15 protein-coding genes are annotated in these 15,877 nt (G+C 60.4%); 11 read left to right on the plus strand and 4 right to left on the minus strand.

Going from position 1 to position 15,877, the window contains the following annotated elements; all coding sequences use genetic code 11:
* Nucleotides 1-13 precede the first annotated feature (13 nt).
* From purD to HPTL_RS06505, 3 genes are read left to right on the plus strand one after another with little or no spacing between them, the layout of a single operon-like run.
* Nucleotides 14-1,333: a phosphoribosylamine--glycine ligase gene (gene purD / locus HPTL_RS06495; RefSeq protein WP_119335255.1), complete on the plus strand. Its 1,320-nt coding sequence runs from the start codon at nucleotides 14-16 to the stop codon at nucleotides 1,331-1,333.
* The gene (gene hemF / locus HPTL_RS06500; protein WP_119335256.1) at nucleotides 1,333-2,301 is read left to right on the plus strand and encodes an oxygen-dependent coproporphyrinogen oxidase; all 969 of its coding nucleotides are present in this window, start codon (nucleotides 1,333-1,335) and stop codon (nucleotides 2,299-2,301) included. The genes purD and hemF overlap by 1 nt, the downstream gene beginning before the upstream one ends.
* Entirely contained in the window at nucleotides 2,279-3,133 is an 855-nt protein-coding gene (locus tag HPTL_RS06505) for an HDOD domain-containing protein (protein WP_170141291.1), read from the plus strand. Before hemF ends, HPTL_RS06505 begins: the two co-directional genes overlap by 23 nt.
* Nucleotides 3,134-3,180: 47 nt before the next feature.
* On the opposite strand, the gene HPTL_RS06510 is transcribed toward HPTL_RS06505, so the two are convergent.
* The gene (locus HPTL_RS06510) at nucleotides 3,181-3,762 is read right to left on the minus strand and encodes a DUF1415 domain-containing protein (RefSeq protein ID WP_119335258.1); all 582 of its coding nucleotides are present in this window, start codon (nucleotides 3,760-3,762) and stop codon (nucleotides 3,181-3,183) included.
* An 89-nt stretch (nucleotides 3,763-3,851) separates the two neighbouring features.
* On the opposite strand from HPTL_RS06510, the gene HPTL_RS06515 reads away from it, so the two are divergent.
* Nucleotides 3,852-4,715 (plus strand): HDOD domain-containing protein, encoded by an 864-nt coding sequence (locus tag HPTL_RS06515; RefSeq protein ID WP_119335259.1) that lies wholly within the window; start codon nucleotides 3,852-3,854, stop codon nucleotides 4,713-4,715.
* A 66-nt stretch (nucleotides 4,716-4,781) separates the two neighbouring features.
* On the plus strand, nucleotides 4,782-6,632 hold the full coding sequence (locus HPTL_RS06520) for a bifunctional diguanylate cyclase/phosphodiesterase (protein WP_170141292.1): 1,851 nt from the start codon (nucleotides 4,782-4,784) through the stop codon (nucleotides 6,630-6,632).
* On the opposite strand, the gene HPTL_RS06525 is transcribed toward HPTL_RS06520, so the two are convergent.
* Genes HPTL_RS06525 through ffh form a run of 3 tightly spaced genes read right to left on the minus strand, consistent with a single transcriptional unit; the run spans nucleotide 6,589 to nucleotide 9,552 of the window.
* Nucleotides 6,589-7,335, minus strand: coding sequence for a competence/damage-inducible protein A (locus tag HPTL_RS06525; protein WP_119336108.1), 747 nt, complete (start codon nucleotides 7,333-7,335; stop codon nucleotides 6,589-6,591). The genes HPTL_RS06520 and HPTL_RS06525 overlap by 44 nt on opposite strands.
* Nucleotides 7,335-8,186: an EI24 domain-containing protein gene (locus tag HPTL_RS06530; protein ID WP_119335261.1), complete on the minus strand. Its 852-nt coding sequence runs from the start codon at nucleotides 8,184-8,186 to the stop codon at nucleotides 7,335-7,337. Before HPTL_RS06530 ends, HPTL_RS06525 begins: the two co-directional genes overlap by 1 nt.
* A 10-nt stretch (nucleotides 8,187-8,196) precedes the next feature.
* A complete protein-coding gene (gene ffh / locus HPTL_RS06535; protein WP_119335262.1) occupies nucleotides 8,197-9,552 on the minus strand; it encodes a signal recognition particle protein in 1,356 nt (451 codons plus the stop codon).
* Between the two features lie 36 nt (nucleotides 9,553-9,588).
* On the opposite strand from ffh, the gene HPTL_RS06540 reads away from it, so the two are divergent.
* The 6 genes from HPTL_RS06540 to HPTL_RS06565 are packed head-to-tail and all read left to right on the plus strand — an operon-like array spanning nucleotide 9,589 to nucleotide 15,876.
* Nucleotides 9,589-10,419, plus strand: a complete 831-nt coding sequence (locus HPTL_RS06540) for a cytochrome C assembly family protein (protein WP_119335263.1) — start codon at nucleotides 9,589-9,591, stop codon at nucleotides 10,417-10,419.
* Nucleotides 10,416-11,705, plus strand: coding sequence for an HlyC/CorC family transporter (locus HPTL_RS06545; protein WP_119335264.1), 1,290 nt, complete (start codon nucleotides 10,416-10,418; stop codon nucleotides 11,703-11,705). The genes HPTL_RS06540 and HPTL_RS06545 overlap by 4 nt, the downstream gene beginning before the upstream one ends.
* Nucleotides 11,702-13,417 carry a type IV-A pilus assembly ATPase PilB gene (gene pilB / locus HPTL_RS06550; protein WP_119335265.1) on the plus strand — a complete coding sequence of 572 codons (1,716 nt, stop codon included), beginning with the start codon at nucleotides 11,702-11,704 and terminating at the stop codon, nucleotides 13,415-13,417. The genes HPTL_RS06545 and pilB overlap by 4 nt, the downstream gene beginning before the upstream one ends.
* A gap of 13 nt (nucleotides 13,418-13,430) precedes the next feature.
* Complete coding sequence (locus HPTL_RS06555) at nucleotides 13,431-14,642, plus strand: type II secretion system F family protein (protein WP_119335266.1); 1,212 nt, start codon at nucleotides 13,431-13,433, stop codon at nucleotides 14,640-14,642.
* Nucleotides 14,643-14,658: 16 nt separating this feature from the next.
* Entirely contained in the window at nucleotides 14,659-15,546 is an 888-nt protein-coding gene (locus tag HPTL_RS06560) for a prepilin peptidase (RefSeq protein WP_119335267.1), read from the plus strand.
* A gap of 57 nt (nucleotides 15,547-15,603) precedes the next feature.
* Nucleotides 15,604-15,876 (plus strand): FmdB family zinc ribbon protein, encoded by a 273-nt coding sequence (locus HPTL_RS06565; protein WP_119335268.1) that lies wholly within the window; start codon nucleotides 15,604-15,606, stop codon nucleotides 15,874-15,876.
* The last annotated feature ends 1 nt before the right edge of the window (nucleotide 15,877 follow it).

Below are 15,877 nucleotides of genomic sequence, written 5' to 3' on the forward strand. Positions count from 1 at the left end.
GAGGAAGGGCACAATGAAACATTTGGGTTTAACCGTGATGGTGGTTGGGAGCGGCGGTCGCGAACATGCACTTGCCTGGAAACTCGCGCAGTCGCCGCGGGTGCAGCGCGTGTTCGTCGCGCCAGGCAACCCCGGGACCGCCGCGACGGAAAAATGTCGCAACCTCCCCGCGAATGACATTCCCTCCTGGATCGACGCGGCAAAGCGCCATCACGTCGATCTCACGGTAGTGGGTCCCGAAGCGCCACTTGCGGCGGGAATCGTCGATGCGTTCCAAGCCGAAGGGCTCACGATTTTCGGACCGACGCAAGCGGCTGCCCAGCTGGAAGCCAGCAAAGAGTTCGCCAAAGCCTTCATGGCTCGGCACGGTATCCCCACGGCGCCCTACGCCACCTTCTCTGACCCCGACGAAGCGCACGCCTACGTCGACGCCCAAGGCGCGCCGATCGTCATCAAAGCCGATGGGCTCGCGGCCGGGAAAGGCGTCGTCGTTGCGCAAACGCTCGACGAGGCACATGCGGCAATCGACAAAATGTTGGTGAGCCGGGAAATGGGGGAAGCGGGCGCGCGTGTGGTCATCGAAGCGTTCCTGGAAGGCGAGGAAGCGAGCTTCATCGTGATTGCCGACGGCAAAGAGGCGTTGGCGCTCGCGACCAGCCAAGACCACAAACGCCTTTTGGACGGTGACCAGGGGCCCAACACGGGCGGAATGGGGGCCTACAGCCCTGCTCCGGTCGTCACCCCCGAGGTGCATGCGCGCGTGATGCGGGAAATCATCCGTCCCACACTCGCTGCGATGGCTGAAGAGGGTACGCCCTACGTCGGATTCCTCTATGCCGGGCTGATGATCGCGCCCAATGGCGCGCCTTTTGTGGTCGAATTCAACTGCCGCATGGGTGACCCGGAAACCCAACCGATCATGGCGCGGCTCAAATCGGATCTTGTCGACCTCATCGAAGCCGCGCTCGAAGGGCGAATCGGTGACGCCACTGCCGAATGGGATCGGCGTGTCGCGCTTGCGGTGGTGCTCGCTGCCCAAGGCTATCCCAACGCGCCGAAGAAAGGGGACCCGATCATGGGCCTACCTAAAGAACCGACACCGCTTGCCATCAATGACGATTCGGTGTTGATTTTCCACGCCGGCACGGCGCAACGCGACGACGGCACCCTCGTCACCGCAGGGGGGCGAGTCCTTGCGGTCACTGCATTGGGCGACTCGGTTGCCGCGGCACAACAGCGTGCCTATGCCGTCGCCGAACAGATTCGATTCCCGGGCAAACAGATGCGTCGCGACATCGGCCACCGCGCCATTGCCAAACCGGGACGGTCGTGATGGCGTTGCCAATCGCCGAACTGCGTGACCGTTTTCTTGCGCTGCAACGCGAAATCGTCTCGTCGCTCGAAGCGTTCGACGGTGAGCCGTTTCACACCGATGCGTGGTCTCGTCCCGCTGGTGACCGTCTGCAAGGCGATGGGCTTACCCGTCTCATCGAAAATGGCCGCTTCTTCGAACGGGGCGGCTGCAACTTTTCCCATGTCCGGGGGGCGAGCCTTCCCCCTTCCGCCACGGCGCACCGTCAGGAACTTGCTGGCCGCCCGTTCGAAGCGCTGGGCGTATCGCTCGTGCTCCACCCGCGTAACCCATACTGCCCGACGGTGCACCTCAACGTTCGCTTTTTCGTCGCGCACAGCAATGACACACAGCCTGACGTCTGGTGGTTCGGCGGCGGGATGGATCTCACCCCGTACTATCCGTTCGTCGAAGATATCGTCCATTTCCACCGCACCTGCCGCGACGCGGTCCATGCCGGTGGCGGAGACGATACGTGCTACCGGGAATGGAAAACGTGGTGTGACCGTTACTTCTTCCTCAAACACCGCAACGAACCACGGGGCGTCGGCGGCCTCTTCTTCGACGATCTTGGCGCCGACGGCAACACCCCGTTTGACGCTGCACAACGGCTCACCTTTGCGGTCGGCGACCATTTCCTGCCCGCTTACCTGCCGATCGTCGCGCGGCGCCGCCACCACCCCTACGGCGAACGGGAGCGGCAGTTCCAATGTTACCGGCGCGGGCGCTACGTCGAGTTCAACTTGGTCTGGGATCGGGGAACCATCTTCGGCCTGCAAACAGGGGGTCGAACCGAATCGATCTTGATGTCCCTGCCCCCAGTGGTCCATTGGCGCTACGATTGGCATCCCGAGGCCGGCTCACCCGAAGCACGACTCTATGAATTGCTCACGCCCCGGGACTGGGCGTTCGAAGGGAGCCACGGCAATGAACAATCCACCTCTGAGTGAGCAGACCGCACAGCAGCTGATTGCGCGTATCGCAATCCCGCCTCGCCCTCAAATCCTGACGGAGATTTTTTCTGCACTCCAATCCGATGCGCCCGATTTGCGCGCACTTTCTCGGCTCGTTGCCAGCGATGTCGCGCTCTCGGCCGCCGTGTTGAAAACGGTCAATTCCCCTTTTTACGGCTTACGGCGCAAAGTGGAATCGATCGACCAAGCAGTGGGGGTGCTTGGGCTTGACAACATTGCTACCCTGGTAACGGGTTTCATGGTGCGCAACACCCTGGCCACCCCAAAACTCGAGCGTTTCTGGGACAGTTCGGCACGGATCGCCCTCCTTTCCGCAGCCATTGCCAAACAACTGAAAAATCTGTCCCCTAATCTCGCTTACCTGTTCGGGCTCTTTCGCGATTGTGGGATTCCTCTGATGGCGGCCCGCTTTCCGGATTATCTCGAAACACTCCGCGCCGCCAATGCCGAATTTCAGCGCCCCTTCACCGCAGTCGAAGAAGAACGCCATCAAACCAGCCATGCGATTGTTGGGAGTCTGCTTGCCAAGAATTGGGGACTTCCAGAGCCGATTTGTGAAGCGATTGCGCACCACCATGAACTGGACTGTTTTGCTTCAGAAAGCCTCTCAACCACGGCGCTCAACCTGATCGCGACAGCACTTATCGCTGAACAAATCGATTACCGGGCCATGCGTTTGACCGAAAACTACGAATGGGAAAAACTCGGAAATGCCGCTCTGGAATTTCTCTTACTCTCCGAAGAAGAATACAATGCGCTCTGTGACGACTTGATCGCATTGCTCGACCCCTCGAACGCCGACACCTGACCGCTCGCGCCGCGAGGCCGACCGCACGCGCAGATTTTAGGCGCGCCTTACTTTTTTTCGTCTTCCAACTCCGGCCAAATCCCCAGCTTCGCCAACCCAGAACGTCCCAATTCGCGCATCAAGGCTACGTTGCGTTGCCAGATCGCGTCGGGGTTGGGATGATCAGCAACCGCTTGCGCAATACTGGCTTCGCGCAGGAGGTGCAGTGTCGGGTACGGTGCCCGATTGGTGTAGTGGCTCCAATCCCCTTCCGGCTCCTCGGCAAATTGAAATTGGGGATGGAACGACGCGATCTGGATCACCCCAACCAAATCGTGGTCCTCCAAACAGGCTTCGGCCAGATCCAAGAAATCGTTGAACGTCGCGAAATCAGGGAAAAGGGTGGGGTCGACGAGGAGCGTCGTGTCCAGGACCTTCGGGTCGGTCGTTACGAGCCGCTCCAGCTCTTCGTCCAAATGCTCCAGAAAATGATCGATGTGGCGTGCATCGCTTACTCGGATGCGCACTTGCTGGTTGAGCCAAACGGCTTTGGCGTACGGGCATAAGTTCAGCCCGATCACGGCCCTTTCGATCCAAGCACGCATCTGCTCGACCACCGCTGCTTCATCGATCGAATCCGTTGGCTCCATTCTGTCGTCGCTCCTTGTCATCAAATCGTCATCTCGATCCGCTACCCTTTCGACCAAACACCAGCACCGACGATACCGGGAGGAAAGCGATGATGCCATCTCTGAACGCATCAGAAAAGGCGCAAGAACGAAGCGCAACCGACCCGCTTCTCGCCAACATCCCCATTCCTCCGCGCCCGCAGATCCTGACAGCGATCGAACAAGAATTACAGCGCAAACACCCCAGCATGCGGACTATTGCCGATCTGGTCGCGCAAGATCTCGCACTGAGTGCCGCGGTACTAAAAACGGTCAATTCGCCAGCCTATGGTATCGCACGGCCGCTGGAATCGATCCGCCAAGCGGTCACGCTCCTAGGTGTGGAAACGCTGGTGACGCTGGTCACCGCAATCGCGTTACGCAATCAGATCCCCAAACCAATGCCGCGGTTCTGGGACAACAGCGTACGCATTGCTTCGTTGAGTGCCGCGATCGCGTCCCATCTGGGTTGCCTCAACCCCAGCGAAGCCTACCTTTTCGGCTTGTTTCGCGATTGTGGGATTGCGCTTCTTTGGCAACGTTTTCCCGATTATCCTGAAACCTTGCACGATGCCAACCGCGAATTCACGCGCGCCTTCACCGCGGTGGAGGACGAGCGACACGCGACGAATCACGCCGTTGTCGGCAGCCTGCTCGCTGCGCATTGGCACTTGCCCAAAAACGTCGTCGATGCCATCGCCCTCCACCACGATCGCAACGTCTTTCAACTGGATCACGCACCCGAGATCCTCAACCGCATCAGTATCGCCATTTTAGCGGAACGAATCGAGAGCTTATGGTCCGGGCGCGACGAACACTATGAGTGGGAAAAATTGGGGCAAGCAGCGCTCGACTATCTGCTGCTCAGTGACGAAGCCTTTGCGGCATTGTCAGACGAACTGCAAGACAAATGGCGCGCACGCGATGCGGCTTGACCAACCATGACCGACCCAATACCAATACGCCAACCGACGCGCACCACAACGTTGCCGAAAAACCCCATGAACGCGATCCATTACACGTCACACATCCGCAACGACGACACAAGTGACTGGCGACTGACATTGGACGACATTCTGTGTCGACGCGCACTCGTTGCCCATTTCCAACCGATTTGGCGGGCCCGTGATCTCACCTGCTACGGTTGGGAAGCGCTGATCCGTGGGCCGCAAGACAGCCCACTGGCCAGACCTGACGCGCTTTTTTCCGCAGCACGCGCGGCGCAGCGTATCGCCGAACTCGATTACGCCTGCCGCGAAGCGGCGATCGCTGCCTATGCGCACCAAATCGCCAATGGTGCGCCACAAAAGCTCTTCCTCAACGTCGAGCCGCTCGCGTTCATCCAGGGCGCCCAAAAAGGGTGGACCCGCCATCTTCTCACTGCGCACGGCATGGCCCCGAGTCAGGTGGTGATCGAAATTACCGAAGCATCACCACACCTGGACTATGACACGCTGCGGCAGGCAGTAATCCATTACCGCCGCCAAGGGTTCGAGATCGCGATCGACGACTTGGGCGAAGGGTACGCGTCGCTTCGTGTCTGGTCGGAAATCCGTCCCGACTATGTCAAACTCGATCGCCACTTCGTCCACCAAGCGGTAACGGACGGCGCTGTCCGCCGCTTTCTGGAAGCCGTCGTGATGCTGAGCCAGACCACCGGAAGCCGCATCGTCGCAGAAGGGGTGGAAAAAGTGGCGGAATGGCATTTGGTGCAGCAGTTGGGCTTCGACTTCGTCCAAGGTTTTCTGTTCGCGCCACCACAACAAACGCTGATTCATTCGCTACCCGAGGAAAAACGGCGGCAATGGCTCCAAACACGGAACGCGCCGGTGCACACGAACGCGCACACCCGGAACGTGGCTTCGCTCGCACTCGCAATCCCGCCAGCAACGCTCGAAACGAACAACGAAACGATCTATGCCCGTTTCACCGCCGATCCGGATTTGAGCGCAATCCCGGTAGTCGATACGGACGAACGTCCCCTGGGTCTCATTTTCCGCCACCCGTTCCTGGAAGATTTCGCCCGTCCCTACCGCCACGAACTCTTTGGCCGCAAATCGTGTCAGCACTACCTGAGCAAAGCGTTTGCGATCCGCTCCGACGCGACCATCCACGAACTCTCCCAGCAGCTGCAAACGCTCGCGCTCACCGAGCTGGGGCGACCGTTCCTCGTCGTCGGCGAAAGCGGCAAATACCTGGGGCTTGGCGACGGGCAGGCGCTGTTGCGCACCTTGGTGGAGCTGCAACTCGAAGCAGCACGGTACGCCAACCCGCTCACCGGCCTTCCCGGAAACTTGCCGATCAACGACCGCATCCAAAGCCTACTCACACAGCAACTGCCGTTTGTCGTCGCCTACGTCGACATCGCCCACTTCAAAGCGTACAACGATCTCTATGGATTCGAGCGCGGCGACGAACTGATTCGGCTGGTTGCGGAACTCCTGAAGCGCCACGTCACCCATCCGGAAGACTTCATTGGCCACATCGGCGGCGACGACTTCATCGTCCTCTTTCGCGATCCCGCGTGGCAAGAACGGATCACAGCGCTCTTTTCCGCTTACACCGCCGCGCTTCCCAGTTTCTACAGCAGCGACGACTGGCAGCGCGGCGGCATCGAAGCAGAAGATCGCCGTGGCAACGTGGTCTTTCACCCCCTTTCCGCACTAACTGTAGGCGCACTACCGGTTCTGCCCCAGCAATTCGACAGCTACCGGGCGGTGGCCGCTGCGGCTGCGGAAGTGAAAAAGCTGGCGAAAAAGTTAAGTGCCGACCAGACCAAGAGAGGGATCGTTCCCGCCAACGCGCTCTTTACGGAGCGAAGGCAACCCCCCGCGCCGTCAGCGCCGCTTTGAGCTCCGCGATCGCTTGCGAAACCTGCGCGGCAGGCCCTTTGAACCCCAGTTCGAGCCGCCAGCGACCGCCGCTCTCCTCCTTGAGGGACGGCAAAGAAAAAAGCGTCGCTTCGGGATACTTTTCGGTAAGCTGCTGCATCAGATCCAGGAGGTCCCCTTCACGGACATCCCAGGCAATGAGGCTCTCTTCCACCCAATCTTCGCGAGCGAAATGGTCACGGTAGTAGGTATCGAGCACCCACTCCACCATCGGCCACGCCATCCGCGGGAAACCGGGAACGAAGTGGTGGTGTTCGACGCTGAAACCGGGAATCTGGTTGTACGGGTTGGGAATGATCCGCGCCCCTTCCGGGAAAACCCCCATTTCCAGGCGTTGCGGCGTCGCGTCCGCACCCAGCCGAGCCCGAATGAGCGCCTCGGCCTCCGGGTGCAAGACAAGACGCCGCCCCAGCGCGGCAGCGGCGCACTGCCGCGTATGGTCGTCCGGTGTCGCACCGATCCCGCCGAAGCTGAACACCACGTCGCTCGTGGCGAAGCTGCGCCGAAACGCTTCGGTGAGGCGCAACGGATCGTCCCCCAGATAATGGGCCCAAGAGAGGCGTAACCCACGCTTCTTGAGGATGGCGATGAGCGCCTTGAGGTGTTTGTCTTCCCGCCGCCCCGAAAGGATCTCATCCCCGATGATATACGCGCCGATATGGATCATGGCAGCAACTCCCACGTTGGTTTCGTTTCCGTCGCTTCGCGGCTCGATGTCGGCGTCGTTCTTCCATTCCCCCGCTCCCAAGCGAGCAGCTCCAGGGTAGCATGAGCAAACAGGATCCCGATCAGCACCGGCGACAGGAGATTGACGAACGGAATCCACAACAGCAAAGCCCCGACCATACCGACTGCGAAGAGCCACCCTTTGTAGCGCTCGGCTACGCGACGCAGCTCCGTGCGATCGGCGACCTCGCTCAAACAGTCATAGACAAAGGTGCGCTGGTTGAGCCAGGCGGTGAGGACGAAAGGAAAAAGGACAAGCGCACCAGGTACCCACCACAGGAGCAGCGTTGCCACCATACCCAAGAGATAGAGCAGCACCGCGACGAGGGTATTGACGATACTGCCCGCCACCGAGCCCCCATGACGGAATTCGAGCGCGGAGTAATCGCGTTGCGCGATCCGACGAATCAGCCCCGGCAGTGTCCACACCGCCAACAGCACCAGCGCCGTCACGTAGATGAGCGGAATTACCCCCAACCAAAAAGCGAACTTCACGCCAATCGCCAGCGCCCCCGCCCACCAGGGCACGTCACCCGCTCCGGCACCATCGGGGGAACCGGCCGCTTCGAGCCAACCGCCCACCATCGCCGTGACCGGTTCCCACGCCAGCGCACCCACGACCAGCCAGATGAGGCTGGCGACGAGCACGGGCCAGATCAGCGCGCCGATCGCCTCGCCACGCAACAAAGTTCTGAGCGAACGACGAAGCGCAAGCCACAGCAGGCCACTAAGGCCATCCGGCCACCGCGGCCCAGCGAAGTCGGCCGCGTCGCTTCCCGCATGCGTCATCGCACCTCCTTTAGCGCAAGCGCGGCAACACACCGCCCAGACCGCGCATCATCTTTTTGAGTCCGCCTTTGCCCAAGCTCTTCATCAACCGCTGGGTCTGATCGAACTGTTTGAGCAAGCGGTTCACTTCTTGCACCGTCACCCCGGCACCCGCCGCGATCCGCTGTTTGCGTTTCGCTTTGATGATTTCCGGGCGCGCACGCTCTTCGGGCGTCATGCTGTCGATGATCCCCTGAATCCGTCGGATCATTTTGTCGTCGCTGCCTGCCGGGAGCTGCCCCGCCATCTGCGCGATCTGCGCGGGCATTTTGTCAAGTAGCGCGGTCATCCCGCCCATCTTGCGCAACTGCACGATCTGCTCACGAAAGTCGTTGAGGTCGAACCCTTTCCCTGACTGGATCTTCTTCGCCAGCTGTTTCGCTTTCTCCTCGTCGACCTCTTTGCGCGCCGCTTCCACCAGCCCCAGGATGTCCCCCATCCCCAAGATCCGACTGGCCATGCGCTCGGGGTAGAAGGGCTCCAAGCCGTCGAGTTTTTCACCGACGCCCGCGAATTTGATCGGCGCGCCGGTGACATAACGCACCGAAAGAGCCGCGCCACCACGCGCGTCACCGTCGAGCTTTGTAAGCACCACGCCAGTGAGCGGCAGCGCGTCGTGAAACGCTTTCGCGGTATTGACCGCATCCTGCCCCAACATCGCGTCCACCACGAAAAGCGTTTCGGTGGGTTGCAACGCGTCGTGGAGCGCGCGAATCTCTTGCATCATCGCTTCATCGACGGCGAGCCGCCCTGCGGTGTCGACGATCAGGACGTCGTAGAGCCGCCGTTTTGCCTCCGCCAACGCGTTCTGCGCGATCGCGATGGGTTGCTCACTGGCCTTCGAAGGGAACCAGTCGACCCCCGCTGCTTTCGCAACCGTAGCCAATTGCTCGATCGCCGCCGGGCGGTAAACGTCGGTGGAGACCGTGAGCACTTTTTTGCGTTTCGTCTCTTTGAGCCATTTCCCCAATTTACCCACCGTCGTCGTCTTACCAGCCCCTTGCAACCCCGCCATCAAAATGACGACGGGCGGACGGGCGTTGAGCTGCAGCGGCGCCTCGTTCCCCCCCATCAAGGCTTTCAGTTCGTCAAAGACGACCCCTACGAGCGCCTGCCCTGGGGTGAGGGAACCGATCACCTCTTGCCCGACCGCTTTGGTCCGCACGCGCTCGATGAAGGCTTTGACCACAGGCAGCGCGACATCGGCTTCGAGGAGCGCCATGCGGACTTCACGCAGCGCATCCTGAATGTTCTCTTCGGTCAAGCGCGCCTGGCCGCGGAGCGTCTTCACCACACGGCTCAAGCGTTGGGTCAATTGGTCGAGCATCTTCAAATCTCTCCGAATCGGTTACACTTTCACATTATGACGTCGATTCTACTGCATTTGGCTGCAGCCCTTTGTTACGCCCTCGTCGCGGTGGGCGGGTGGCGTAGCTGTCGCGTCTCCGACCCACACGCTTGTCCGCCTCGTTGGCTCCGCCCCGCCTACATAGTTGCACTGCTTGTTCATGCCGTCGCGGTCTGGGCGATCCTCTTTGGCGACGTAGCAAGTGGAATCCGCTTGGGCGTAGCGCCAGTCCTCTCACTCACCCTCTGGTTGGCAGGCGTCATCCTCGCGTGGGACCTGCGCCGTCCCGAAGGCCACTGGACGACGCTCATCCATGCGCCAGCGGCCGCCGCGGTTGCCATCGTCGCGGCAATCTTGCCGCTCTCGCTCGACCCCGTCGTTGCAGCGGGACGTCCGGCACTCGTCGCCCATCTTTTGGTCGCGGTCGTCAGCTACGCCCTCTTCTCCGTGGTCGCGATTCACGCCTTTCTCATGACCCTTGCCGAACAGGCGCTGCACCACCACCGTTTTTTCCGTTGGTTGGAGCATCTCCCCCCGCTCATGACGATGGAGCGACAGCTCTTCCGCATGATCTGGATGGGATTCGCCGCGCTCACGCTGACCAACCTCACCGGAATCGTTTTTTCCGAAGCCCTCTTCGGCGTTCCTTGGCGCTGGGACCACAAAACGGTCTTTTCCCTTTCGGCGTGGCTCGTCTTCGCCGTGCTGCTTTTTGGGCGCTGGCGCTACGGTTGGCGTGGCCAAACAGCCCTGCGCTGGTTGTGGGGCGGGATCGTGCTCCTGGCGCTCGCCTATCTCGGTTTTCATTTCGTTCGTGATTTTCTCTTGACCCATCGATCGGCATGAGTGCCCCCTCTCAAATCGCTGCGGTCACGCCCTGGCATTTCGTCGCACTCGTCGCGCTCCTAGCGGGCTCTGGTCTCGCGTCGATGAGTGAAACGGTGATGATGGCAGCAAACCGTTTCCGCCTACAGGCGCTTGCTGCGAACGGCAACCGCAGCGCCCGCCTGGCCACGGCGCTCTTGGCCGACACCGACCGCCTCTTGGGGGTCATTCTGCTCCTCAACAACGTGATCAACGTCGGTGCGGCGACGCTCGCTTCGGTGATCACGCTCGCGCTCTTCGGCGAACACGAAAGCGCATTGGCCGTAGGGAGCTTCGTCCTGACGTTCGTGATCCTCGTCTTTTCCGAAATCACTCCGAAAGTCATCGGTGCGCGCTACGCCGACACTTTGGCCCTCTGGTACGCGTGGCCGCTCACGGCGCTCTTGAAACTCACCGGCCCGATCGTCGATTTCGTCAATCTCTTCGTCAAGGGGGTTCTGACCCTATTGCGCCTCAACCAACGGCGGGATCACCACACTTACTCGCCCGAAGAACTCCGCGCGCTGCTCAGTCAAACCTCTGTGTGGCGTTTCCAGAACCACCGCGAATTGCTGCTCAATCTCCTTGACATCGAACACCTCACTGTTGCCGACGTGATGAAACCCCGACGGGTGATTGAGTCGCTCGACCTCTCCGAAAGCGAAAGTGCGTTGCGCGAGCAGTTGGCAACGGCATACCACACCCGGCTGCCGCTTATCGACAGCCGATCCGACGAAATCTTGGGAATCGTCCATGCCCGCCAGATCTTGAGTGCGCTGTTGCAGGATCAACCCTTTTCGCGCGAACTCCTCAAAAAACGGGCAACACCCGCCTATTTCATCCCGGCAAAGACCCCGGTATTGACGCAACTCAACGAATTCCAGAAACGGCAACAGCGGCTTGCGTTGGTGGTCGACGAGTACGGTGAGCTTTTGGGTTTGGTGACGATCGACGATATCGTCGAAGAGATCGTCGGCCAATTCACCACGTCGCTGACGGGAGCACACGCGATCCATTGGGACGCAAACGGGATGGTCACCCTACCCGGAGAGACGTTGATCCGTGAAATCAACCGCGCGCTCGGTATCCACCTGCCGGAAGATCGAGGCCGGACGTTGAACGGCTTGTTGCTTGCGACGTTACAAGCACTGCCGGACGGAGAGACCGCGGTGCGTTTCGACGACGTGGTGGTCGAAATCGTGCAAACCGACGAGCGAACGGTTCGGGTTGCGCGCCTACGTCGCGTTTCTGAGGAACGTAGCGAATGAACGCCAAACGCCACATCACGGGTCTCATGCGCGCATTGGTGCACGCTGGCTGGGTTGACGAGGGGCAATTGCAAAGCGCGCTCGCACAGCCCGACGAGGGGCCATTCGGTGTCTTGCTCACGCTGATCACGATCGCGGAGCTTTCCGAAAAGCGGTTGGCCCATTTTGCCGGCGAGCAGTTCGGCATCCCGATCCTGGACTTGGATGCCGTCGATCTCGACAAAATCCCCAAAGATCTGCTCGATCGCGAACTCGCGTTCAAACACGGCGTGCTTCCCCTTTCGCGGCGGAAAGGGAAAACCGTCGTCGCGATGGCCGACCCTTCGCAAGTGGAACTGCTCGATGCGTTGCGCTTCCAAAGCGGCCAGACGATCGAACCCGTCGTCGTTCCTGCGAAGACCCTATGGCGAACGCTCAACGAATTTTTCCAATCGGCAGCCGACGCGCTCGCGTCCCTCACCGACGAAGCGCTCGACCTCTCGGCCGAAATCGAGTCGTCAGAGGACACCGCGGCATCCACCCTGAGCGACGAAACGATCGACGATGCGCCGGTTGTCAAATTCATCAACAAAATCCTTTTCGACGCGATCAACGAAGGGGCATCCGACATCCATTTCGAGCCCTACGAGAAACACTACCGCATCCGCTTTCGCGCCGACGGTGTCCTGCGTGAAGTCGCGCGCCCACCGCTCACGTTCAAAGACAAGATCACGGCACGGATCAAGATCATGGCGCGGCTGGACATCTCGGAGCGCCGTGTCCCGCAGGATGGCCGCATCAAATTGGTGCTCAACCGCCAGAAAGCGATCGATTTTCGCGTTTCGACCCTGCCCACCCTCTGGGGTGAAAAGATCGTGATGCGGCTTCTCGATCCTTCGTCAGCGATGCTCGGCATCGACGCGTTGGGGTACGAACCCGATCAGAAAGCAGCGCTCCTCGAAGCAATTCACCGTCCGTACGGCATGGTTTTGGTCACCGGGCCAACGGGGTCGGGGAAAACCGTGTCGCTCTACACGTGTCTCAACATCCTCAACCAACCCGACGTCAATATCTCGACCGCCGAAGACCCGGTCGAAATCAATTTGCCAGGGATCAACCAGGTCAATATCAACGAAAAAACCGGCTTGACCTTTGCGTCGGCGTTGCGTGCCTTTTTGCGCCAAGACCCGGACATCATCATGGTGGGTGAGATCCGCGACCTCGAAACCGCCGATATCGCGGTCAAAGCGGCGCAGACGGGCCACCTGGTTTTGTCGACGCTGCACACCAACGACGCCCCCTCGACGCTCGACCGTCTTCGGTTGATGGGATTGCCGCCCTTCAACATCGCCTCCTCGGTAATCCTCATCACTGCGCAGCGCCTCGCCAGACGCCTGTGTGCGTGCAAAGTGCCGCAGGAGATCCCGAAACCAGCGCTCCTTGCCGCGGGTTTCACCGAAGCCGATCTCGACGGCAGCTGGACGCTTTTCGGCCCCAACCCCAAAGGGTGCGAACGGTGTCACGGGTCGGGGTACAAGGGGCGGGTCGGTATCTACGAGGTGATGCCCATTTCCGATGCGATGCGCGAATTGATCATGACCAACGCGAACGCGCTGGAGTTGGAGCGGCAAGCGCGTCGCGAAGGGATTCGCAATCTGCGTCAATCGGGGCTCCTGAAAGTCAAGCAGGGGGTGACGTCGCTTGCGGAAGTGCTCGCAGTGACCAACGACTAAAAAGGAGGAGAAGGTGGCACGAGCAACAGCCCAAGAAGAGAAATTGTTCGTCTGGGAAGGAACCGACGCCGCAGGGAAAAAAACACGCGGCGAAATCCGTGCCGTGAGCGAACTGGCCGCGAAATCGGCGTTGCGCCAAAAAGGGGTTCGCGTCCGCAAACTCCAGGCGGTGAAGATGCGGCGTGGACGCGTCCAAGAAAAAGACATTGCCCTCTTTACCCGGCAATTGGCCACGATGATGAAAGCGGGGGTGCCGCTTTTGCAAGCGTTCGACATTGCGATTCGCGGCACATCGAACCCGGCGCTCGCGCGGTTGTTGAACGAGATTCGCAGCGACATCGCGCAAGGCAATTCGCTTGCGCAAGCGTTTGCCAAACACCCGCTCTACTTCGACCGGCTTTTCGTCGCGCTCGTCGCCGCGGGCGAACACGCCGGGATCCTCGACGATCTGCTCGACCGCATCGCAACCTACCAAGAAAAGATCATCGCAATCAAAGGCAAGATCAAATCGGCACTCTTTTATCCCGCCGCGGTGGTCGTGGTTGCGTTCATCGTCATCTCGATTTTGATGATTTTCGTGATCCCGCAATTCAAAGAGATCTTTTCGAGCTTCGGCGCCGATCTTCCGGCGCCCACGCTCCTCGTCATCTCGATCTCCGAATTCTTCGTCGCGTGGTGGTGGGCCATTTTCGGTACGCTGATCGCCGCGGTGGTGGCGTTCGTGCTCACGCACCGGAAATCGCAAACGTTTCGCGACCGTGTCGATCGTCTGCTGCTGAAACTGCCTGTCGTCGGGGTCATTCTCCAAAAAGCAGCGATCGCGCGCTGGGCGCGTACCCTTGCGACGATGTTCGCCGCGGGTGTGCCGCTCAACGAAGCACTGGTTTCGGTTGCCGATGCGGCGGGAAATGCCGTTTACCGCGACGCCACTGAGCAGATTCGCACCCAGGTGACCCAAGGGGTCGCACTCACCGTTGCGATGATCGACGCTGGCGTCTTTCCGGCGATGGTGCCGCAGATGGTTTCGATTGGCGAAGAGTCGGGGCAACTCGACGACATGCTCAACAAAATCGCCGAATACTACGAAAGGGAGGTGGACGACGCCGTCGCGTCGCTCTCCCAGCTCTTGGAACCGGTGATCATGGTCTTCCTCGGCGTGGTCGTCGGCGGTATCGTCGTCTCCATGTACCTGCCGATCTTCAAACTCGGACAAGTGGTCGGCTAAACGCGCAGGAATTGCGATGACGCCAACACAGACATTGCCTCTGCTCTTCTGGGTCGGAGCTGCCGCACTCCTCGGCGCGGTGGTGGGCAGTTTTCTCAACGTCGTGATCCACCGCTTGCCCAAGATGCTGGAACGGCGGTGGTATCGCGAAGCCACTGCCTATTTGGCCGAATGCGCAGGCACGGCAAAGACCCTTCCGGACCCCTCTGCTGATGCGCGCGTCGAAACCGAGCGCTTCGACCTCGCGTTTCCCGCGTCGCACTGTCCGCAGTGCCACCACCAGCTGGCGTGGTGGGAAAACCTGCCGATCCTGTCGTGGTTGCTGCTGCGTGGTCGCTGTCGCGCTTGCGGCAAGGCGATTCCTGCGCGGTACCTCGTCGTCGAAGGGGTCACGGCGCTCGTCACTGCGGGCATCGTCTGGCATTTTGGCCTCACGGTCGTGTCACTCTGTGCTGCCGTGTTCGCTTGGTCGTTGATCGCGTTGGCGTTCATCGACTGGGAAACCCAGTTGTTGCCGGACGACATCACCCTGCCCCTCTTATGGGCGGGCTTGCTCGTCAACCTCGAAAACCTGTTTGCCCCATTACCCCAAGCCGTTCTCGGCGCTGCGAGTGGCTACCTGCTTCTTTGGAGCATCTTCTGGCTCTTCAAATGGCTCACAGGCAAAGAAGGGATGGGATACGGTGACTTCAAACTGCTCGCCGCACTCGGGGCGTGGTTCGGCGCCGCACAATTACCGCAAATTTTGCTCGTGAGCGCTTCGCTCGGTGCTGTGGTCGGCGTGGTGGCGCGCGTGCGTGGCCACTTGGCCGCTGGCGCGCCGATTCCGTTTGGCCCTTTCCTGGCGTTTGCTGGCCTCATCACCCTCTTTTGGCCCGATCTCGTGACGCGCCTCACCTTTTAGCAAACCGCGCACCCGTTTATAATTTCGCGTTTGTGCCGTGTGTTTGGGAGAACCGCGATGCCGATCTACGAATATCGTTGCGAATCGTGTGGTCATGAACAAGAACACCTGCAAAAGGTGAATGACGCTCCGATCACGACGTGCCCCACCTGTGGCAGCGGCACCTACGTGAAGCTCCTGTCGGCTGCAGGATTCGCGTTCAAAGGAGACGGCTGGTACGTCACCGACTACAAAGGCAACAGCAACACGAAAAAGAGCACGAACGCAACCGCGGACAACAGCGGATGCGGTGCGGGCGCCTGTGAAGCCTGCGCAGCAACCACCGAATGAC

The sequence above is a fragment of the Hydrogenophilus thermoluteolus genome (genome assembly GCF_003574215.1).
In the GTDB taxonomy this organism is placed as follows: domain Bacteria; phylum Pseudomonadota; class Gammaproteobacteria; order Burkholderiales; family Rhodocyclaceae; genus Hydrogenophilus; species Hydrogenophilus thermoluteolus.